A 20,647-nucleotide genomic window follows, 5' to 3' on the forward strand; every position below is an offset into this window, starting at 1 on the left:
TGACAGGGACCCGAGATGTCGCTCCTCAACACCCCTCTCCATGAGCTGGACCCCGATGTCGCCGCCGCCGTCGACGCCGAGCTCCACCGTCAGCAGTCCACCCTGGAAATGATCGCCTCGGAGAACTTCGCTCCGGTCGCCGTCATGGAGGCCCAGGGTTCGGTCCTCACCAACAAGTACGCCGAGGGCTACCCCGGCCGCCGCTACTACGGCGGCTGTGAGCACGTCGACGTGGTCGAGCAGATCGCGATCGACCGCATCAAGGAGCTGTTCGGCGCCGAGCACGCGAACGTCCAGCCGCACTCCGGCGCGCAGGCGAACGCGGCGGCGATGTTCGCCCTGCTCAAGCCCGGCGACACGATCATGGGTCTGAACCTCGCCCACGGCGGGCACCTGACCCACGGCATGAAGATCAACTTCTCCGGCAAGCTCTACAACGTGGTCGCCTACCACGTGGACGAGGCCACCGGCCAGGTCGACATGGCGCAGGTGGAGCAGCTCGCCAAGGAGCACCGGCCGAAGCTGATCGTGGCGGGCTGGTCGGCGTACCCCCGGCAGCTCGACTTCGCCGCCTTCCGCCGGGTCGCGGACGAGGTCGGCGCCTATCTGATGGTCGACATGGCCCACTTCGCGGGCCTGGTCGCGGCGGGGCTGCACCCCAACCCGGTGCCGCACGCCCATGTGGTGACCACCACCACCCACAAGACCCTGGGCGGCCCGCGCGGCGGTGTGATCCTCTCCACGCAGGAGCTGGCCAAGAAGATCAACTCCGCGGTCTTCCCCGGTCAGCAGGGCGGCCCGCTGGAGCATGTGATCGCGGCGAAGGCGGTCTCCTTCAAGGTCGCGGCGTCCGAGGAGTTCAAGGAGCGCCAGCAGCGCACCCTGGAGGGCGCGCGGATCATCGCCGAGCGGCTGGTCCAGGGCGACGTCCGGGAGTACGGCGTCTCCGTGCTCTCCGGCGGCACCGATGTCCACCTCGTCCTGGTCGACCTGCGCGACTCCGAGCTGGACGGCCAGCAGGCCGAGGACCGGCTGCACGAGGTCGGGATCACCGTCAACCGCAACGCGATCCCGAACGACCCGCGGCCCCCGATGGTCACCTCGGGTCTGCGCATCGGCACCCCGGCGCTCGCCACCCGAGGCTTCGGCGCGGAGGACTTCCGTGAGGTCGCCGACATCATCGCCGAGGCGCTGAAGCCGTCCTACGACGCGCGGGCGCTGCGGGACCGGGTCTCGGCGCTCGCGGCGAAGCACCCGCTGTACCCGGGGCTGTAAGGATCGCTTGCGCCGGTCCCGTACGGTTCAAGGGTCGCTTGTGGCGGTCCCGTACGGTTGAAGGCTGCTTGGAGTGGTCCCGTACGGTTCGTACGGAGCCAGGGGCACCGCGCACACTGGAGAAGTGCAGTGGGCGCGGTGCCCCGCCCCATGTCGGCCACCGTCCGTCGCTCGCCCGCCGATCGCCCGTCCCGGCCGAACCGGGCCACCGCACCACCCGTGCCACCCATCGCAGGGGCACGGTCCGCACCACCGCAGCACCGCACCGTCGCACCACCCGCACGCCCGCCCCGCACCCGGCGCACCACGCCGACGCGGAACCTGGCAGACAACGGCGTCTACCACGCTCTAGGAGTTCCCGTGGCCATCTCGGTCTTCGACCTCTTCTCGATCGGTATCGGCCCCTCCAGCTCCCATACGGTCGGCCCGATGCGCGCCGCCCGGATGTTCGCCCAGCGGCTGAAGAAGGAGGGCCTGCTCGCCCACACCGTCTCCGTCCGGGCCGAGCTGTTCGGCTCCCTGGGCGCGACCGGCCACGGCCACGGCACCCCGAAGGCCGTGCTGCTGGGCCTCGCCGGGAACTCCCCGCGCACGGTCGACGTCGAGACCGCCGACGCGGAGGTGGAGCGGATCAAGGAATCCGGGCGGATCGAGGTGCTCGGCATGCACGGGATCGCCTTCGACTTCGACCGCGATCTGGTGCTCCACCGCCGCAAGGCCCTGCCCTACCACGCCAACGGCATGACGATGGCCGCCCACGACGAGCGGGGCGAGCCGCTGCTCACCAAGACGTACTACTCGGTCGGCGGCGGCTTCGTGGTGGACGAGGACGCGGTCGGCGAGGACCGGATCAAGCTCGACGACACCGTGCTGAAGTACCCGTTCCGCACCGGTGACGAGCTGCTGCGGCTCACCCGGGAGACCGGTCTGTCGATCTCCGCCCTGATGCTGGAGAACGAGCGGGCCTGGCGCACGGAGGACGAGATCCGCGCCGGGCTGCTGGAGATCTGGCGGGTGATGCAGTCGTGCGTCTCGCGCGGGCTCTCCCGCGAGGGCATCCTCCCGGGCGGCCTGAGGGTCCGCCGCAGGGCCGCGGGCTCCGCCCGCCAGCTCCGCGCCGAGGGCGACCCGCAGGCCCGCGCCATGGAGTGGATCACCCTCTACGCGATGGCCGTCAACGAGGAGAACGCGGCCGGCGGCCGGGTGGTCACCGCCCCCACCAACGGCGCGGCGGGCATCATCCCCGCGGTGCTGCACTACTACATGAACTTCGTCCCCGGCGCCGACGACGAGGGCGTGGTCCGCTTCCTGCTGGCGGCGGGCGCGATCGGCATGCTCTTCAAGGAGAACGCCTCCATCTCCGGCGCCGAGGTCGGCTGCCAGGGCGAGGTCGGCTCCGCCTGCTCCATGGCCGCGGGCGCCCTCGCCGAGGTCCTGGGCGGCACCCCCGAGCAGGTGGAGAACGCGGCCGAGATCGGCATGGAACACAACCTCGGCCTGACCTGCGACCCCGTCGGCGGCCTCGTCCAGATCCCCTGCATCGAACGCAACGGCATGGCGGCGGTCAAGGCCGTCACGGCGGCCCGCATGGCGATGCGCGGCGACGGCAATCATCTGGTCTCCCTCGACAAGGTCATCAAGACGATGAAGGAGACCGGGGCGGACATGTCGGTGAAGTACAAGGAGACGGCGCGGGGCGGGCTCGCGGTGAACATCATCGAGTGCTGAGGCTATAGGCCCTGACCAGCGTGTTTACATCTTTCAGCGCTGTCAGGGCGTTCCCTGCTTACGCGGTGGAAAGTCCCTGGATCAGCCCTGGGGCAAGCGTGAAAGTCCCTGAAAAGTCCCTGCCGACAGGGCCACACCCACCGTGAGATGCACGCCCGGACACGCTCTGGTCGAGCTTGGACCTGTGCAGCGCCGCACGTGGGGTATTAGGTTGTCAGGGAGACTGGCAGCGCTTGGGGGCAGCATGGAGGAACAGGCGTTCAACACGGCTGTGGCTGGGCTGATCCGAGAGGCACGGAAGCGGGCAGGGGTAACGCAGGTGTACCTGGGACGCCGAGCTGGGCTTTCCCGTGGTTCGATCGCAAACATCGAGGCCGGGACACAGGTGCCCCCGCTCTATCGGCTCGCTCTTATCGCACTGGCGTTGAACGTGCAGCCAGCCGAGCTGCTTCCCCCTCTGCAACCCGACGAAGCCGCTGACCTTCCGGCTCGGCATGCTGCCGATGTCGCCGCAGTCTGGGCGCAAGCATCCAAGATGAGGGGCGATCATGGCGAAGGCTGACATCGCGGCACGCGCGCTACTGCTGGAGTTTCGCATTGATGCGCCCCCGGTGAACCCCTTCGAGCTGGCTGGAGCCCTCGGCGTCATCGTCGTCCCCCAACGCATGGATGATGACGTCTCAGGCATGCTCCTGCGCAAGGACGGCCGCTGCGTCATTGGCGTCAACGAGTCTCACTCGCACGAGCGACAGCGATTCACCGTGGCGCACGAACTGGGACATCTACGCCTGCACGAAGGCCGACCGCTGATCCTGGATACCGACGCACGTGTGAACTACCGCAACGCGGTCTCGAGCATGGCCACCGACCGCGAGGAGATCGACGCCAACCGATTCGCCGCAGCGTTGCTGGCACCTGAGAGCATGGTCCGTCGCGCGGCTCAGCGCATCAGCTTCCGAACGACACACGACCTCGTCAGGGTGTTGGCCAGCCAGTTCCATTTGAGCGAGATGGCCATGACGTACCGCCTGATGAATCTCGGCATCGTCTCCGGTCCAGCCCACTGACGGCAAGCTCCAGCCGGGCATGGAACGACCTGCCCACAGGGAGGGCAGCGAGCCTCGCGCCCGCACAGAGACGGCCCTTCTCAGCGGCGGCACCGGCCGACCAAGCTCGGCTCGTAATCCACGCGCGTCCCACCCCGACAGCGCCAGCGAAACTGTCACTCAAAATATGCCTTGCGGCGGTGTCGCTCTATGTGGTCCACTAGTTACCGCAGAGAGCTGACGGGCTCTTTGTGAAATGAGGCGAGCTCTCCTCGGCGTGAGCCTGACGGGAATCCGCCTGCGGGCCGTACCGCGCGCATGTGCCCGGCCATGATGGCCTTCGGCACCACTGACCGGACTGCACCGATCTCCATCGATTGATTTGCCCTCGCGAACAGTCATTCGCTGATGCCGCTCATCGGCTTCCCCTTTCAAAGCGTCGCGCAAGCTCCTTCGGGAGTCCGATCCCAGGTCCTCGCGCCCGCAACACTGTTAATACGGGTGAGTGCGCCCCGCCCCTGCGGGCATGACCGTGCGTCTTCATTTCCCCTACCACTCCTGCGGCGACCTGCTTCGCCGCGCCCACCGGCGTGGGCCCCAAACATCCATAGGGCCTCGCCATATCCAGACAACCACCACCTGCGCGCCCCTGTTGGCCCAGTACAGAACGGAATCATCGCCATGCAGCACAGCACAGGCTTCGACGCCTTCCTTCGAGACACCGTGAATCTCAGCCAGGCCAAGCTCGATCTCCTCGCCAACTGTGTCGAGGCTATTTACAGGGCGCTCAAGGCGGACCCCGAGCTCGGCCCCTTGGTCTTGGCTAAGAAGCGACAGGGCTCCTGGGCGCAGCGCACCATCATCAACCCCGTCGGCGAGAGCGAGTTCGACGCGGACTTCATGCTCCAACTCGATGAGGTCGCGGAGTGGGCCGACAATCCGAAGACGTACATCGAAATGGTCTACGCCGCACTTCATCGCCACAGCGTCTACGGTGGCATGGAACACCATCGTAAGTGTCGTTGCGTACAGCTCAGTTACGCGAAATCCATGCACGTCGACATCGTGCCCTACCTCCGCCTTAAGGACGGCCGCGAGGTAATCGTCAACCGTGACGACAACGTGTGGGAGGAGACCAACCCGGCAGGCTTCACCGCCTGGATGCAGAAGAAAGACGGCATCGCTGATGGCAACCTGCGCAAGGTCATCCGTCTGATGAAGTACCTGCGGAACCACCGAGAATCATTCACCGGCACTCGGTCTATCATCCTCACCACTCTGCTCGGCGAGCTCGTGAGCGAGACCAAGGCCGTCAGCGAGCCGGGCTGTTACAGCAACGTGCCCACCGCTCTGCTCACCATCATCAAGGATCTCGACACCTGGCTGCAGGACCACCCTTTCAAGCCCTCCATCCCTGACCCTTCTGGATCGGGTGTGACCTTCGATCACCGATGGAACCAGGACACCTACGCCTACTTCCGCGACCGCATCCATACCCACGCCCGCCAGATCCGCGAAGCATACGATGAGCCGGACTACGACCGAAGCGTGCGACTGTGGAGGAGCCTGTTCGGCAACGCCTTCCCCGACGTTCCGCGCCCCACCGCCTCAATTGCCTCGGCGGCCAAGTTCGCGAGCCCCCTGCTCGTTACCTCCACCTCCCGCACCGGGCGCGCCGGATGAGTAAGCGCAAGAAGCCTCGGGATCAGCCCAACTCGTGGCAGCAAGAGTTACTGGGTCAGCTCACGGCTCTCGCGGCCGGGCACCGCCAAGACCTGCGCGTCACCGGCCGCCCTCGCACTGGTCCCGACAACCTGGTCACCGTGCCCATCAGCATCCGTACTGCCGACATACCACAGGTGCAGGGGGGCCTGCCCGTGAAAGAAGTCGAGGACTTCGATCTCATTCTTCCCCCCACACCTGCAGCCCCGCCCTGGGTGCAGACCAGGCACACCCGGTTCGCCGGCACCCCGCACGTGCTGGAGGGCAACCGACTGTGTATCTACCTTGACCCAACCCGTGAATGGGACCCCAGGGCCGGAATCGCCTCCGTCGTGAATCGGCTGTGGGAATGGATAACCGACGCGACGGCCAACAAATTCGATCCCACAACCGCCCTCTACCACCCGGTCGGTGGCGTTCTGCACTACACGGCGGGCGCTCCGACGGTGGTCGCGCGAGAAGCACTCCCGTACCACACGCCAAGCACAGGATGGCTCACCCCTCGCAGCCCTCACCGACTCGACCTCACCACGGGGCCTGTGAACGCGGACAGCCACCGTGCTCCGATCCTGCCGGTAGATCACTCCCTCCCCCTGGGAGCCGGCAGCACCTTGGCCGAACTGATGACGCTCATCGACTCAACCGACTTAGACATACCTAAGGTGGTGCCCCAGTCGGGCGCCCTATCTCAGGCACTACTCACAGCACTCGCAGCAAGCTGCGTACGCGCCCCCGAGGGAACTGCCCAGTACTTCATCCTGGCCGTCCGCCACCCTGCCATACCAGCAAGCGCTCCTTTCCTTCTCGCCGGCCGATTGAAGCCTCCCTTTAGCGACATGCTGCGCCTGCTTACGCGCCGCAGAGCACCAGGCCGACTGGGTCGTCTCTCCGACGAACTCCTCCAGGCCACCATCGAATGGTGCTACCTCTCCGATGAACGCCCTGAAATCACCATCCGTCGAGACACCCAGCGTCCCGTCCATATCTTTCAAGGGACCCACATACACATCTGGGGCTGCGGCGGAATCGGCTCATGGGCTGCAGAGCTGGTAACCCGAGCAGGAGCCGCACGTATCACCCTCAGCGACCCCGGTCTTATCACCGGCGGTCTCCTCGTACGGCAGAACTACACAGAGAACCACATCGGGACGAGCAAGGCAGTCGCTCTGGCCCAGCGTCTGCGCACTATCCGGGACGACGTCACCATCGAAATCGCCAGCCCGCCACCGGACTCCGCTCTGATTGAGGCCGCAGACCACGCGGACCTCATCATCGATGCCACCGTCAGCATGCCCGCAGGACGCTTCCTCGACCTCCTCGCCCAGCGTCCCCACCGCAAAGCAGTTCTCGCTCAGATGGCTACTGACAGCCTGAGCGCCAGCCTGGGAATCCTCACGGTAGCCGCCCCCGGCACCCCCGCAAGCCTCTCCACGATTGACCACATCAGTGGTCAGCGTGTCCTGGCCACCTCAAGCCTTGAACCCTACCACCAACTGTGGGCCGAACCAGCCCCAGGCGACGAACTACTTCCCACCCGCGGCTGTTCCGTCCCCACCTTCCACGGTTCCGCCGCCGATCTCATGGCAACAACCGCGACCTTAGTCAACCTTCTGGGCATCCAGATGCGCCACCCCCAATCGGGAACCCATCTGTGCGCTCAACCCCACACCGGCGTTCTCCCAGCCCACCACTTCATCACCCACACGGCTCCGGACCAATAGCCGGGCCGACACGACCCCATCCTCAACGGGAACACGAGGAACGCGGGCGACTCTGCCCTCGCAATCTGCGCGAGCACAGAGTCGCCCGCCGCTTCGTCAATCGATACTCTGCCCCACTTCAAGAGTCGGCGCGTAGCTTCCGGCCAGCCTCTCGTAGATCACTAACTGCGGATGAACCTGCGGATGATGGATACGTCCTAGCGTCACAGCAGCAGACATGGGTATAGCAGGCAGCATGTGCAGCCGTCGCAAACCCTTGGCCTCGATCTCAAGCCGTGCCAAAATGCCTCGAAATGCGGCCTCTAGGTGGCACAGGGAAGCCGGTTGACGCAATATATCCGGATAGATCTCCGCGTTCACTGGGCTGATTTCGTACCGCCGCAAGGCCGCGATCTCTGCTGGTACCTCGCGAGAAGCGATCGCTCCCGAGACATTCATGATCACTACAGCTTCATCGCCGGCCGGTTCCGCCTGGGTCAACCGCACGCTGAACTCCACACCTGCGCCACTTTCAGTCGGCCAGACCCAGGACTGCTCGGACCTATGACGCTGATAGACGTCCGTCGGTACCGTATCGTCAAGCCGAGACCCTAAGTAGACCAACAGCGGCAGGCGCGCAAACCCGAACACGCTCACGTGCTGCACGGAACCACTCTCGATTCCCGGCTGCAGCTGATACTGGATTACCCCGTCGATGACCTTCACTGCCTGCTGGTAGTAGCTGCGACTCGCAGCCGCCGCAGACAGAGCATTCCCGGAGACCGTTTGCCCCTCACCAGGCGTGTTCTGAAGATCGATCTCCACTCCATGTCGGGAGTAGGACTCCAAGAACAGCGGGAACCGACGCCGCGCTGTCACTGCACTCGCGGCCGTCTGTCGCGACAGTTCCACTGCATTTCCGTGCACCGGCCCCATCATCCGGACCACTGTGGTGGCTCGATCGGGACCGAGTCCCGTCACATGTCTGATGCGGTCCTCATGGTCCTGCTTCAGCCCTCTCAGCCACGCGACGGTGAACATGTCCTGCGTGGCTTTGGCGTCAATCTCAGTGTGCTCTTGAGCACACAACAGCATCAAATTATCCGCCTCGTCCCGCAGAGTTTCGCTCAGCGGATCCGACCCCCTAGGCGAGCGCTCATGAGTGCTCCGTCCAACGATATGAGCCATCTCGCCCAGCCGGACTGTGCGGCCAGACATCGGCCCATCCAGTAGGTACGAGTTACACAGGACGCAGCGCCCGCCGCTGCGAACCCACACCTCCAGAGCCGCCTGCTCCGCCGATCGACGCCCTCTGCGCACCTTGCCGTCCCCGCCCACTCTGCCGCTCCCGCTCACCCTCGTTCATCACATCAGACGCTAGGCGATGTCTGCTCTCTCACTGACCCAACTTGACAAGAACAGGTTGGTGTTCAGAGGTGGGATGCATGAAAGCCCCACACCTACACGCGAGGTCGGTAGTCCCGATCATCCGCCATTCGACGGGTGTCCACTGGTCTGTCATACAGATCCATGCAGCTATGAGGCGGATAAGGGTGGCGACGGCGAGGAACCCGGCAATGGTCAGCCAACCCGTACCGGCCGCGTGCCCAACGGTGGTGAAGCGGGCGGACGGCTGCGGACGTGGTCACGGTGAACGGTCTGGTGCAGGCGCGGACGCTGCTGCGGCGGAGGCAACAGGTTGTTCTGCCCTGGTCGCAGCCTTCCCTCCCGGTGCACCCTGGTGCCGGAAGGGTTTCCCCGTCCCGTCCGGGGTGGGGGCGAGCGCGTCCGAGGATCCTTGGCGGCCTCGTGCTGCCAAGGAGTTTCGGACGATATAGCTTGCTCGGCCTCGCGCCGGGCAGTCGCCTCCCCCTCCACGGTGGTGGGGTCGGCTGGTTCGGGTCGGGTCATCGACGGGTCTCCGGGCGGTTCGCCGGAGGTCTCGGAGGATCTCGGCGGCGTAGTCGAGGGCGAGGGCCGGGTGGTGCAGGATCCACGACTCATCGCTGGCCGTGCGGCGGACGGCCCAGAGCCCGTCCGGGCCGCGCTCGGCGCGGTGGAGGCAACCGTGACGGTAGAGGGTGGTGATCCAGGCGTCGGCTTCGGCCAGGGTGACCTCCGGTACGGGCAGAGGCTGGGTTCGGTTTCCGGGTGTCCCGGGTGGGGTGACCGGGCCGGTCGGTTCACAGCCAGGTCACCCCTGTCCCTCGGTCGGTCAGCTGGTCACAGTGACCGGGCCTGTTGCTTGCCAGCACGGAGCTGTGTGGCAAGGGAAGTCAGCGGGTCGTTGGCCAGCGGGTGGCGTCCGCGACGATCTGGTGGGAGACCTTGTGCGCGGGTGACCGCCGCTCGGGCGGTCAGGACGAAGTGCCGTTACTTCGGGCACTGGTGTACTGGTGGTTGCCGTGGCCGGGTCAGTCGGTGTCCGGCGGGACGGTCAGTCTCCCGGTCGGTCCGGTCGGATGGTGGGCATAGGGGCGAGGCAACCCGATGAGCGGGATGTCGTGGGCGGGCATCGCAGCTCCTCGGTGTTGGTGACGGGTAGGGACGGCGCGGGTGGGCCAGGTCGGTGACCAGGGACGATAGTCGAGAAGTCCGGCCGGTCCAATACGTTTCAGGCTTCATCCGGCGATCAGACGGTCTCCCTGAGCAGGGAACCAGACGTTGGGCAGGCGTGGGGGCGCTCGCGCCCCGCAGTAGTAGTTCCTAGATCCTGGTTCCTAGGTCCTAGATCCGGACCATGAGCCCTCACGGAGTACTCACTGACGGCTCAGTGAGTACTCCGTGAGGGCTCGCTGAATGCCACTTGACCTGCGATTTCACGATTCACGGAGGGATCACTGATTGCTCCGTGAGGCTCACTGAGCCCTCAGTGAGTGTTCAGTGAGCCCTCACCGCATACTCCGTGAGCCCTCATGGCCGGCTCCGGACGACGGCAGCCTCACTCTCCGGACGAGGTCTTCGGAGGCCGTGATGAATCCTGTGAATGGCCCAGGATCGCGGTGCGAGCGGTCAGAGCCAGGACGCCCTGGGAGTGCAGGCTCAGCCCCATCCGGTTCCAGTGGAAGATCACATGGAGGCTGAGGACCCGGCGCAGGCCGCGGTCGAGCGTGCCGAGCCGGACGGCCTCGGCGAGCGATCTGCCGGTCTCCCCGAAAGCCGCGGCCCATTCCTTGACGGATTCGAGTGACCCGCCGGGGCCCAGCAGGCTGTCATGGTCAGCTCGGAGAAGGGTTCCGATGTCCTCGGTGATGTCTTCGAGCTTCTCCGGGGACATGGGGTTGACCGGGGTGCGGTGTTCGTCGGTGATGACGCGGTGCCAGACGTCGGCCTGTTCGTACCATTCGAGGCCGGCGGCGCGCATCATCAGGGTGCAGAGGAGGACGGACAGTTCTCGGCGTCCGAGGGGAATGTCGTGGCGGTCGTCGATACGGGGGATTTCCCGGCTGTCCGCGACGAACAGTCGGTGCGCGGCCGTCATGCTGACCGGGCCGCCGAAGGCCGTGGTCTCCGGTTCGTAGATGCCGGTCCACCACCGTTCGAGGAAACTCCCGCCTGGGGCGGTGAGCCGGTCGAAGCCGACGGCCAGTGTGGCCCTTGCCGCCGGGTCCGTGGACGTGAGCCGGATACGGAGGCGCCAGCAGGGGTGCTTGCGCGTGTACCACCAGCCGTCGATGTCCCCCGCGGCCTCCGCGGCACGCAGGAGCGGCATGATCGCGGCCAGGAAGTAGGTCTCGGCCATCCTCCACTCGGCGAAGTGGAGGTTCACCTGCCACCACTCGGAGTCGGCCGAGCTGCTCCGGAGGGCCTCGGTGCCCGCGCGCCGGAAGAGCTCGACGGCGTCGGTGAGGTCGGCCGGGTCCATGTCTGCCTTGCGGGCGGCCTCCGAGATCCCAGTTCCGGCCAGGACGTCGAGGACGGCTTCCGTGGCCTGGGACGGATCGGTCCGGGTCAGTCGATCAGAAGGCATGCGTCCCATCCCGAGGTCGGGGTGTGCTGCGCGGTCAGGGTGGTCAGGGCGAGCGCCGTACCCGCGTCGCCGTTCAGAAAGCCGAGGTTCCGATCTTCGGAAGGGTGCGTACGGTCCCGGAAGGCGGTGCTGAGGAGAGCGGGCAGAGCGCGGAGGCGGGGGTCGAGCGCGTCGCTGGCGGCCCGGACGGCAGTTTGGTAGATGCCCGCCCATCCGTGGCAGAGACCGTTGTCGGTGATGCTCGCGAGCTGAGCGGGGTCGGTCAGTGCCCGGTGGAGAGCGTCTTCGTGGGTGACCTGGAGCTTTGTGTCGTTCAGGGCGATGCCGGCGAGCTGCCCTGCGCGGGCGATGCCGGTGGTGCCGTAGCACCAGCTCGGGCGGGCGGGGCCGGGCTGGTGGGGGTGACCGGTGGCGAGGTCGTGGCGGGTGAGGTGCTCCGGCCACCAAGGGCCGGTTTCGCTCTGCTGTCGCCAGGTGTCGAGGTGGTCGCTGATCGTACGGATGGCTTCGGACTGGCCGGGGACGGCGATGCCCCTGCGGAGGGCCTGGGCGAGGAGGAGCAGGGGGCCGGTGACGCCGTGGGCGACGCCGAGGTTGTCGTGGCCGCCGGGGAAGTCGGCGGAGTGCTCGCGGTTCGGGCCGTGGTCGACCCACCATCCGGGAAGGCCGCGGTGGCCTTCGCCGAGCGGGCGGGTCAGAGCGACCAGGTAGCCGAGGACTCGTTCCAGGGCCCTGCCTCCGGGGTCGGTGCGGAGGAGATAGGCGCCGATTCCGGTGAGTCCGTAGAAGACGTCGTACTCGGCGAACGAAGGCAGTGATCCATGGTGGATTCGTTCGAACGCGGCGTCGGTCCGACGGTGGGCGAGCTCCGTGATGTGCCGGTGCAGGGTGGCCCGTGCGTCGGCGTAGAGGTGCTCGACGGACGGGAGCGTTGTGCTGAGGAGGAAGGCAACGGCCGGCGCCCCGAGGAAGAGTCCGGTGGTATCGGCGGCGCTGACCTCTCCGGCCACTGCTTCGGTGATCCAGTGGTGAGCGTGCTTCCAGAGTGCCAGGCCGAGGCGGGCGCGTTCGATGTGGAGCAAGGCGATTCCCGCTGATCCTTCGGCAAGGGACTGGGCTCGCCAGGGTTCGTCCGCAGGCGGCGGAACGGGGTCGGTCAAGCGGTCGGTGAGCCGTAGGAGGAGTTCGGCGGGGAGGGCCGTCATCGCGTTTGCCTCCGGTGTCGGTGGTGCAGCGCAGTGGTGCGGGCAAGTCGCAATGTGGCGGCTTCGGTGGTGGTGTCCGGGCCGAGGGCGCGAGCGTGGTGCTGATGGATCAGTGAGCGGGCGGCGGTCAGGGGCTCGCGCTGGTCGATCAGGGCTCGCCGGTAGGCGCGTACGGCGGTGGCACGGGTGGTCCATGCTTCTACTACCTCGGTGCCGCCAGGGAGGGCGCTGAGCGCGGCCCGGTCTCCCGGGGTGGAGAGGCCGAGCGCCTGTTCGCGCAGGCTGCGGTCCAGTCGCCCGCTTCCCTGGGGTGTGTGCTCGATGAACCATTCCTCCCCATGTTCGGGAGTGGCAGCGAATTTCTGTACGAGGTCGAGGATGCTGGCCGCTGCCAGGGCCTGGGGTGAGAGGTCGGGGTTCTGGTCGGTGAATCGGATCTGGGCGAGGACGGTCGCCGAGTCGGCGGCGAAAAGCTGGTGGGCGGCGTCCAGTGCCGGTCCGTGACCGTACTCGCCCGGGTGCGGGCGGAAGTCGGTCAGGGTGAGGTTGGAGACCAGGGCCTTGTCGTGAAGGGAGCGGGCCCACTCATGGACGTGTTCCGCCCCCGTCCCGTACGTGCCAGGTTCGATGTGAAGGACGAGGTCCAGGTGCGGCGTAACGTCGGAGCGGCGGGTGAACCACCACATCGGCGGGGCGGAGCCGAAGCGGCCGACGAGGCGGGGCAGGTGCCGGACGAGGATCGCGTCGTAGCGCCGGGGGTGAGCGTAAATCCGGGCGCGCAGGACGGTGCCGGCGCCCGGTAAGTGAGCTTCCCCCTCGGAGACCAGGGCGGTTGAGATCCGAGCAGGGCGCTCGCTGTCGTCTTCCCCAGGAACCGTGTGGAGCGGTAGCCAGACCTCGTGAGCACGGCCCATCCAGCCATAGGCATCGGTGCCGGGTGATTCGCGCAGGACCAGGCGGTCGGCTCCGTCGAGGTGAGTGCGGAGGATGTGGCGGTGGACGCTGTGGGTCAGGTCCAAGGGGAGGCGCTGGTCGTGTTCGGTCATGGTGACGTGCTCCGGGACACGGAGCCGCTCCCTCCAGGCGTCGAAAGCGTGGTCCCATTCCTTCGTCGTGGCTGTCTGGCTCGGAAGGTCCTGGGCGGCGAGCAGCCAGCGGGCCGGAGTGAGGACGGTACGGCGGTAGCGCACCCGGGGCAGATACGGCAGGCGGGCGGCGGCGCCGTAGTCGAACGGCTTGTAGACGGCGTGCCGGGCCGTGGCGATCTCGGCGAGGAACCGGGCCAGCGGCGGAGTCTGGACTGCGGCTTCGAGGGCGTGCGGGACCCGGACGGTGATCGGCCTGCCGGTGGAGATCTGGACGAGGTGGAAGCTGCGGTCATCCGCGGTGACGGCGAGATCAGTGAGGGGGATGGAGCCGTCCTCCGGCTCGCGGTGCTCGGCGAGCGGGATGACATGGGAGAGCAGGTGCGGAACGCGGGCGACGTTCTCGTTGCGCCGTCGGCGGGGAGCGAAGCTGAGCTGCGTAGCTACCGCGCCGGTGTTGTCTGTGAACGTGGCGGCCAGCGCCTCCCGATGCTCTGTGGGGAGCAGGTGAGCGAAGCGGCCGGCCATGCTGCTGCCTGGTCTCGGTACGCCGGTGACCAGGAGCTGGAAGTCGCCCCGGGCGAGTGCCGTGGTGGAGGCGGAGTGGATTTCGAAGGCGACTTCCACACGAGGGACGAGCGTCCGGTCGTCGGTACCCACGGCCTTGGCCAGAGTCTCGGTCATGGCATCGGTGAGGACCAGTTCGTCCCGGCCCGCCATAACGGTCTCCTGGACCATGCGGAGAAGGATTCCGTCCCGGTCCGTCAGTTGCTTCGGTGCTCGCTCGCGGACTGATCCGGTGTAGTCGGCAGGAAGGCCGAGGCCCGTGTCCGACACCAGATCCAGGACGGGGACGAGCGTTCCGGTGCCGTACTCGGCGAGGAACTCGTGGTGGTAGTCGCGCCAGTGCTGGTAGCCGTACGGCTGCGGGGTGATCCGGTAGAGCGCCGCGACGGCGCGCTGGACTTCGTCCACCACCAGCTGGGGGATCCGGACCTCGCAGTCGAGGGCTGTGTCGAGGAGAACCGGGGTCCGGGTGACTGAGGAGACCGTCTGCATCCGCGCGATCGTGGCGCCGAGGGTCGTACGGTCGGACCGCGGCCTGGACAGCTCAGCGTGAATGGCATATAGCTCCTGCACCGTTTCCCGGACCTCGTCCACGGTCTCCGCGTCGGCCTTCCTCAGCTCGGTGCAGAGGTGGCCGAAGGCGTCGACGGTGGTCATGGGTGCCCACAGGCTCGTGATGAGGAGGTGGTGCGAGACGAGTTCTTGGAGCAGGGTGTCGATCTGCCCGGCGGCGGCCCGTGGGAACCGGGTGCGGAGGCATTCACGTAGCTCCCGGTACGGGATGGGGAGCCGGGCCGCCTCCATCGCAGCCGCGAGCGAGCGCGTGTTCCATACGGCTATCTCTTCCGGCGCCAGGTGCGACGCATAGGCGTCGGCGGGCGAGCCAGGAGCGACGAGCCGGTCATCACGTATCCGGACTGGGGCGTTGGCCATCACGGGCAGCCGGTCGCGGAGCCCGGGGCTTGCCTGGAGGCGCTGAATGATCTCGGTGAGCCAGTCGGCGTCGGCTCGGACCGTCGCCTTCGGCTTCGTACCCCAGCTCACCGAAGGATCCGGCCCGACGAGGAGCGGGGCCGTACCGGCGAAGAGGCCCAGAGGTGTCGGGCGGTGTTGCCAGCGCAGAAGGTAGGAAGCGATCGAGAGCACGGCGCGGCGGATCTTCCGGGCCTGAGTCTGCCGTCCCTCGATCACGGCCTCGACGGTCTCGCACAGCACTGGCGCGGTGAACCGAAGCGCCTCCCGAACGTCATCGCGCTGCCAGATCCGGGCGAGCCAGCCCTGGAGGAGCACGGTGTTGTCCAGGTCCAGTGTGCGGGGCAGGTCGGCTGTGCCCGTGCTCGTGGTGGCGCGAAGCAGGGCCACGCCCTGCCACCGGTGGCCGGCCCCGGTCGTGGCGGTCATGAAAGGGAAACCCTTCGGGCGGCGCGTGAGCGGGGAACGGTCCGGTGGACCGGACCGAAGACGGCCCGGTCCACCGGAGGTGCCGGGTCAGGCCGAGTCCTCCACGAACGAGTTGCAGGCCGAGGCCCCGCCCTGACAGGTCGGTCCGCAGCCGTCACCGGTGGAGCACATGAGCTTGCCGTACGGGTGTTCCGCGATGACGACCCGTACATCGAGCGGGGCGAAGTCGTCCTCGTCCAAGGCCATAGGCAGTTCGGCCTGAGCCAGGGTGGCGTTCGTCATGCCGTGCCCTTCCTCTCTTCTGAAGTGGTACGGGACAACCTGGTCTCCGGCGGCTAAGCCGGGGGCCAGGCGAGGGAGATCCGGCTGTGCACCTTGTCGATGACCCGGTCGGCCGGGATCTGCTCGTCAGGGGTGCCGGCCGGATGGACCCGGATGACCGGGTGGGGGCCACCGCGCCGGTCGCAGGCCCAGTCACGGATGTGGTCCGCGACGATCTTGGCGAAGCCGGAGGCCGTCGGGCCGAGCGCATGGACGCCGTATTCGACGCCCTTGTCGTCCTCGGTCGGGCGGACGGTGAGGTAGGCGAAGTCGGCGCCGTCCACGGCGGCGAGGGAGAAGGACTTGTTGGAGGGGGCGACGATCCCGGTGTCCAGGTCGGGGTCGACCGTCATGACACAGAAGCCGGGCAGTGTGATCGCCAGGTGCATCTGGAGCGTGTCCACGAGTTCGCCGCGGCCGACGTCGACTCCGGTCCACAACTCGACCCGCGGGGTGGTGACGGCGTTATCGAGAAGGCTCGGATCGGCGGGCAGTCCGTCGTCGAACCGCAGCCCGATCTCCGGGGTCCCGGCGACGAGCAGCAGTTCCTCCTGGTGCCCGGACGAACCCTGCATGGGGACAAATCCGCAGACGAACGCGGATTCGCTCTCCAGGTGGTCGCCGGTACGGGCGAAGGCCACGGACCGGGTCAGCCCGCGCATCCGCAGCGGTACGACCAGGCGTCCGCCCGGGGCGAGCCGCTCGGTCCACGCGGGCGGGATGTCCCAGGCGCCGGCGGTCACCATGACGAGATCGAACGTGCCGAGGTCGTCCAGGGGTTCCGCCGCGTCGACGCAGACCACCTGGACCCGGTCGTAGCCGTACTCGTCCAGCAGTCGGCGGGCCCGGTCCGTGACCGTGGGGTCGATGTCCACGGTGACCACGTCACCGGCTTCCCCGACCAGCTCGGCGAGGTAGGCCGCGTTCAGACCGCCCGAGCCGATCTCCAGCACCCGCATTCCCGGGCGTACCTGTGCCTGCTCCAGCATCATCGCCTGGATTTGCGGCGCGGACACCGAGCTGAGTTGGACGCCGTGTTCGTCCGTCTTGGTGATGACGGCCGCGTACGGGGCGTACGCCTTCTCCAGGGTCGCCTCGGGAGCGAAGGCATGCCGGGGGACCTTCCGCATCACGGCCTCGACCTCCTGGGAGGCGATCGCGCCGTCGGCGACCAATTGGTCCACGACCTGGTTGCGCAACCGTGCGGCCTCGCCGGAGTCGACTGTCGTGTGGGTCATGAGGGTGTCCTTCGTTCGTACGTGTTCAGGGTGGGAAGAACCGGCCGGCGGGGCGCCGTCGGTGCCACCACGCCGGGACGCTATCGGCGGCCGTCGGCCTTCCCCGGCAAACGACAGGGGCTGGCCGGAATGCGCTGCGTCAGGTCGCGCAGTCTCCTGCGGGTCCGACGAGTGCTCATCACCGCAGCAGACGGCAGCCGACCCCGCCCCAGACGCGACGAGTTCAGTGCCGCGTTGCCCCGGAGACGCTGCCGCCATGGGGGCGAGACGGCAGGATGTCCGAAACCCGCTGCGGCGAGATTGGCCCGATAACGGAGTCAATCAGCGGGCACCGCCTCCCCGGGGCTTTCGCCTTCAGGAGTCCGGAGGGAGCACCACACCGAGGTGCGGTCGTCCGACAGTCCCCAGAAATCGGCGAACGCGTCAACCAGAAGCAGCCCCCTACCGGTCTGGGCGAGATCTTCGTCCGGCGCTTCGAGCCCGCCTTCGCCGATCTCGATCCGCGAGCCACTGCCGACTCTGAGCCAGAAGCGGCTGGCCGTGCACCACAGGCGCACCTCGACCTGGCCACGTCCATGCTCGAACGCGTTGGTCACCAGTTCGGTGATCAGAAGGTCGGCAGTTGCGACGAGGTTGTCGGCTCCCCAGAGCCGCAGATGGGCTCGTTCGATTCGCCGGACCTCTCCGGGCCGGGATCTGTCCTCATCGGTGAGGGGGCGGCCTGGGGCCGTGGTCCGGTCGAAGTCGACCGCGAAGCACTGCGCTTTCGGGTTCCGGAGGTTCCAGCACCTCACTCCTCGTCCGAGTGAGCACACCAACGCGGTGGGCTCCGTGAGGACGGACTCCGGTGACGCCTGTTCGTCGGTCAACAGGCCAACGTGCTTCGAGCGTTGAGCCGTACCTGTGGTCACTGTCCCCTCCCTCGGACTCGGAATCGCGGTGCTTCCGGACGGCGTGTGCGGTGAGCCGTGGGAGGAGTCTTGAGGTCGCGCGGGTCCAAGGGGACCGCTGAAGCGATATCGCTACGGCGATATCCATCTGTGCCTAGCCTGGTGCCGACGGACGGTTGGGGTGAGGCAGTGAGGCAGGGGCAGCTCATGAAGTCGTCGTTTCGCGTGTGCGACAAGTGCGGTCACGGGCTGAGCCAGTACAACCCCGACCCTCTGTGCGCCCCCTGTTCCCGGGGCGGCGACATCGCACGGGTCCCGGACCGGGCATGGCGTGACGAGCAGGTCTGCAGAGCACTGTCCGCTTGGGATTTCGGTGAGTTACTGCGGTTGCTGCGTCGGCGGTCCGGTCTCTCCCAGATGGCCGTCCGCTCTCTGACGGGCCTCACCCAGTCGTTCATCTCGGACCTGGAGCGTGGCCGGAAGCATCTGGGAGGAGGCGAGGCCATCATCGACTTCCTCAACGGCCTCGGGCTTCCCGCGGACCTTCGTCCCCTGCTGCTGACCCCGTTCGGTGAACCGGGTCGGGCGGGGTCGAGCGGGCCTCTCGACCCCGCTCTGCCGTGGAATGCGGACCGTATGGTGACCTCACTTGAGTTCGCTGTCGGAGGTGTCATGAAACGCCGTGGGGTGCTGGCGCTGAGCGGGGCCGGCCTGACGCAGTACGTGCTGCAATCCACCATCGCGGCCCCTGAGGTCATGGCCTCGATGTCTTCGAACGGGACCAGAGTCACCATCCCGCTGATCGCTTCTCTGGAGGCGACGACCGACGCACTCCGGCACATGGACGCCAGTAGCGGCAGCGGCAGTCTGGCGGCGACGTCGATGGGGCATCTGAAGATCCTCGTCAGGCTGCTGAAGCACGGTTCGTACGACGAGGCCCGGGGTCGTCGGCTGGCGGCGGCAACCGCGGACGCGGCAGCGCAGGCCGGTTGGTACATGTTCGACGGCGGCAACCACACGAAGGCGCAGAGACTGTTCCTCGCCGCGCTGCGAGCGGCCCATGCCTCTGGGGACTCCCGCCTCACCGCGGCGGCCCTTTCCTTCCTGGCCATTCACGGGTACTCCGTCGGAGATCCACGGGACGCGGTCACCGCCGCCAGAACCGCGCGGCTGGGTATCAGCGACCGCGATGCCCCCGCCTTGCAGGCGATGCTTCTGACCCGGCAGGCCCGGGGTCACGCACGGCTGCGCGAGGAATCCGCAGCCCGCGCGGCCCTGGAGGAGGCCAGGGTGCTGTGCGCACAAGGCCGTGGGGAGGACGATCCGGACTGGCTGTACTGGATCAAGCCGGGCGAGATCCTCGGTCAGACGGCGAGTTGCCTTCTCGACCTCGGCCGGCCAAGCGAAGCGGCGGAGTCCTTCGACGCTGCCCGGGATGAGCTGAGCCAGGAGGAGATCCGTACGACCGCCCAGTTCCTCTCACGAGCGGCGACCGCTCATATGAAGACGAAGAACCCCGACGTCGGATGGGGCATTGCCGGGGACGTCCTCAGCCTGGTGGACGGCGTTCATTCCTCCCGCTTGGACGATCACCTCCACTCCATGCTGGCGGAGGTCCGGCGATTCGAGGACACCCCGGCGGCACGTGAACTCCTGGAACGCGGCGAATCCGTCATGAAGGGGCGTGCGGCGGCATGATTCTTGTCCTGTGGGATATCGACCGGACCCTTGTCTACGTCGGCGATATCGATCGGCTCGTCTACCGAACCGTCTTCGAGGAGGTCGTCGGACGCCCTCCGGAGCGGCTTCCGGCGAAAGGGACGGGTGTCACCATGCCGGTCGCGGTGAAGGAACTCCTCACCGTGAACGGTGTCCCCAGTGAGCAGGTGGACTCGTTCGCGCGGCGGATCATCGGTCTCATGCCCGGAGAGTTGGAGCGGCATCGAGGAAAAATGCTGACAGAGGGGCTACTGCTCCCCGGTGCGGCCGAGTCGCTCACCGCCGTGCGGAAGTCTCCCCGTCTTCTACCGTCCGTCGTCACCGGAAATCTTCGGGCCAGCGCGGAAATCAAACTCTCGACATTCGATCTGATTGGCCTTGTCGATCCGGCGGTCGGGGGGTACGCGTCGGACGATCCTCATCGTCCGGCCCTGGTGGGCGTTGCTCAGGGGCGAGCCGGGGCCGCGTACGAGCACTTCTTCGACCGGAGCAACACCGTCATCGTCGGGGACTCGCTGGAGGACGTCCGCACAGGACGCGAAGGCGGGGCGCGGGTGATCGGTGTCGCATCCGGGACCACCTCGGCAGCCGATCTGGCCGACGCGGGCGCGGACCATGTCATCTCCGACCTCACCGACCCTTTGCAGCTTCTGCGGCTGATCGGTCCTGGGGCCGAGTAGAAGGAGGGATCATCGAGGAGTCTGCCGCGCCCATCTATCACTGGCGGCCCGGCTCATCCAAGCCTCTCTTTCTCCGGACCATTCTCCTGTCACCTCAAGG

Annotated in this window: 15 protein-coding genes; 8 read left to right on the top strand and 7 right to left on the bottom strand. The window is 67.2% G+C overall.

Annotation, left to right across the window (positions count from 1 at the left end):
• Positions 1-15 precede the first annotated feature (15 nt).
• From glyA to CRV15_RS06605, 6 genes are all read left to right on the top strand, one after another.
• Positions 16-1,275: a serine hydroxymethyltransferase gene (glyA, locus tag CRV15_RS06580; RefSeq protein ID WP_003955828.1), complete on the top strand. Its 1,260-nt coding sequence runs from the start codon at positions 16-18 to the stop codon at positions 1,273-1,275.
• 360 nt (positions 1,276-1,635) lie between these two features.
• Positions 1,636-3,003, top strand: a complete 1,368-nt coding sequence (locus tag CRV15_RS06585) for an L-serine ammonia-lyase (RefSeq protein ID WP_003955827.1) — start codon at positions 1,636-1,638, stop codon at positions 3,001-3,003.
• Between the two features lie 244 nt (positions 3,004-3,247).
• Positions 3,248-3,565 carry a helix-turn-helix domain-containing protein gene (locus tag CRV15_RS37850; RefSeq protein WP_003955826.1) on the top strand — a complete coding sequence of 106 codons (318 nt, stop codon included), beginning with the start codon at positions 3,248-3,250 and terminating at the stop codon, positions 3,563-3,565.
• A complete protein-coding gene (locus CRV15_RS06595) occupies positions 3,552-4,070 on the top strand; it encodes an ImmA/IrrE family metallo-endopeptidase (protein ID WP_003955825.1) in 519 nt (172 codons plus the stop codon). Before CRV15_RS37850 ends, CRV15_RS06595 begins: the two co-directional genes overlap by 14 nt.
• 660 nt (positions 4,071-4,730) lie before the next feature.
• A complete protein-coding gene (locus CRV15_RS06600; protein WP_003955824.1) occupies positions 4,731-5,732 on the top strand; it encodes an SMODS domain-containing nucleotidyltransferase in 1,002 nt (333 codons plus the stop codon).
• Complete coding sequence (locus CRV15_RS06605; RefSeq protein WP_003955823.1) at positions 5,729-7,492, top strand: ThiF family adenylyltransferase; 1,764 nt, start codon at positions 5,729-5,731, stop codon at positions 7,490-7,492. The genes CRV15_RS06600 and CRV15_RS06605 overlap by 4 nt, the downstream gene beginning before the upstream one ends.
• A 96-nt stretch (positions 7,493-7,588) precedes the next feature.
• Here CRV15_RS06605 and CRV15_RS06610 read toward each other — a convergent pair whose 3' ends face one another.
• From CRV15_RS06610 to CRV15_RS06650, 7 genes are all read right to left on the bottom strand, one after another.
• Positions 7,589-8,659, bottom strand: coding sequence for an SAVED domain-containing protein (locus tag CRV15_RS06610; RefSeq protein ID WP_231405987.1), 1,071 nt, complete (start codon positions 8,657-8,659; stop codon positions 7,589-7,591).
• A gap of 1,753 nt (positions 8,660-10,412) precedes the next feature.
• Positions 10,413-11,441, bottom strand: a complete 1,029-nt coding sequence (locus CRV15_RS06625) for a thiopeptide-type bacteriocin biosynthesis protein (protein ID WP_003961919.1) — start codon at positions 11,439-11,441, stop codon at positions 10,413-10,415.
• Positions 11,423-12,646, bottom strand: a complete 1,224-nt coding sequence (locus tag CRV15_RS06630) for a lanthionine synthetase C family protein (RefSeq protein WP_003961918.1) — start codon at positions 12,644-12,646, stop codon at positions 11,423-11,425. Before CRV15_RS06630 ends, CRV15_RS06625 begins: the two co-directional genes overlap by 19 nt.
• A complete protein-coding gene (locus CRV15_RS06635; protein ID WP_003955818.1) occupies positions 12,643-15,699 on the bottom strand; it encodes a lantibiotic dehydratase in 3,057 nt (1,018 codons plus the stop codon). The genes CRV15_RS06630 and CRV15_RS06635 overlap by 4 nt, the downstream gene beginning before the upstream one ends.
• 87 nt (positions 15,700-15,786) lie before the next feature.
• Positions 15,787-15,981, bottom strand: coding sequence for an FxLD family lanthipeptide (locus tag CRV15_RS06640; protein ID WP_003955817.1), 195 nt, complete (start codon positions 15,979-15,981; stop codon positions 15,787-15,789).
• A gap of 53 nt (positions 15,982-16,034) precedes the next feature.
• Positions 16,035-17,258: a methyltransferase, FxLD system gene (fxlM, locus tag CRV15_RS06645; protein WP_003955816.1), complete on the bottom strand. Its 1,224-nt coding sequence runs from the start codon at positions 17,256-17,258 to the stop codon at positions 16,035-16,037.
• A gap of 317 nt (positions 17,259-17,575) precedes the next feature.
• Entirely contained in the window at positions 17,576-18,127 is a 552-nt protein-coding gene (locus CRV15_RS06650; protein ID WP_230864169.1) for an ATP-binding protein, read from the bottom strand.
• A gap of 228 nt (positions 18,128-18,355) precedes the next feature.
• Here CRV15_RS06650 and CRV15_RS06655 point away from each other — a divergent pair, with 228 nt between their 5' ends.
• Together CRV15_RS06655 and CRV15_RS06660 are read left to right on the top strand one after the other, a co-directional pair.
• Positions 18,356-19,846 (top strand): helix-turn-helix domain-containing protein, encoded by a 1,491-nt coding sequence (locus CRV15_RS06655; protein WP_003961916.1) that lies wholly within the window; start codon positions 18,356-18,358, stop codon positions 19,844-19,846.
• Positions 19,843-20,547 (top strand): HAD family hydrolase, encoded by a 705-nt coding sequence (locus tag CRV15_RS06660; protein ID WP_003955813.1) that lies wholly within the window; start codon positions 19,843-19,845, stop codon positions 20,545-20,547. The genes CRV15_RS06655 and CRV15_RS06660 overlap by 4 nt, the downstream gene beginning before the upstream one ends.
• Positions 20,548-20,647: the final 100 nt, after the last annotated feature.

The sequence above is a fragment of the Streptomyces clavuligerus genome, assembly GCF_005519465.1.
In the GTDB taxonomy this organism is placed as follows: Bacteria; Actinomycetota; Actinomycetes; order Streptomycetales; family Streptomycetaceae; genus Streptomyces; species Streptomyces clavuligerus.

Excerpts from the sequence above, each read along its gene's own strand:
- glyA (WP_003955828.1), top strand. The coding sequence starts at position 16 with ATGTCGCTCCTCAACACCCCTCTCCATGAGCTGGACCCCGATGTCGCC.
- CRV15_RS37850 (WP_003955826.1), top strand. The coding sequence starts at position 3,248 with ATGGAGGAACAGGCGTTCAACACGGCTGTGGCTGGGCTGATCCGAGAG.
- CRV15_RS06595 (WP_003955825.1), top strand. The coding sequence starts at position 3,552 with ATGGCGAAGGCTGACATCGCGGCACGCGCGCTACTGCTGGAGTTTCGC.
- CRV15_RS06600 (WP_003955824.1), top strand. The coding sequence starts at position 4,731 with ATGCAGCACAGCACAGGCTTCGACGCCTTCCTTCGAGACACCGTGAAT.
- CRV15_RS06605 (WP_003955823.1), top strand. The coding sequence starts at position 5,729 with ATGAGTAAGCGCAAGAAGCCTCGGGATCAGCCCAACTCGTGGCAGCAA.
- CRV15_RS06610 (WP_231405987.1), bottom strand. The coding sequence starts at position 8,659 with ATGGCTCATATCGTTGGACGGAGCACTCATGAGCGCTCGCCTAGGGGG.
- CRV15_RS06625 (WP_003961919.1), bottom strand. The coding sequence starts at position 11,441 with ATGCCTTCTGATCGACTGACCCGGACCGATCCGTCCCAGGCCACGGAA.
- CRV15_RS06630 (WP_003961918.1), bottom strand. The coding sequence starts at position 12,646 with ATGACGGCCCTCCCCGCCGAACTCCTCCTACGGCTCACCGACCGCTTG.
- CRV15_RS06635 (WP_003955818.1), bottom strand. The coding sequence starts at position 15,699 with ATGACCGCCACGACCGGGGCCGGCCACCGGTGGCAGGGCGTGGCCCTG.
- CRV15_RS06640 (WP_003955817.1), bottom strand. The coding sequence starts at position 15,981 with ATGACGAACGCCACCCTGGCTCAGGCCGAACTGCCTATGGCCTTGGAC.
- fxlM (WP_003955816.1), bottom strand. The coding sequence starts at position 17,258 with ATGACCCACACGACAGTCGACTCCGGCGAGGCCGCACGGTTGCGCAAC.
- CRV15_RS06655 (WP_003961916.1), top strand. The coding sequence starts at position 18,356 with ATGAAGTCGTCGTTTCGCGTGTGCGACAAGTGCGGTCACGGGCTGAGC.
- CRV15_RS06660 (WP_003955813.1), top strand. The coding sequence starts at position 19,843 with ATGATTCTTGTCCTGTGGGATATCGACCGGACCCTTGTCTACGTCGGC.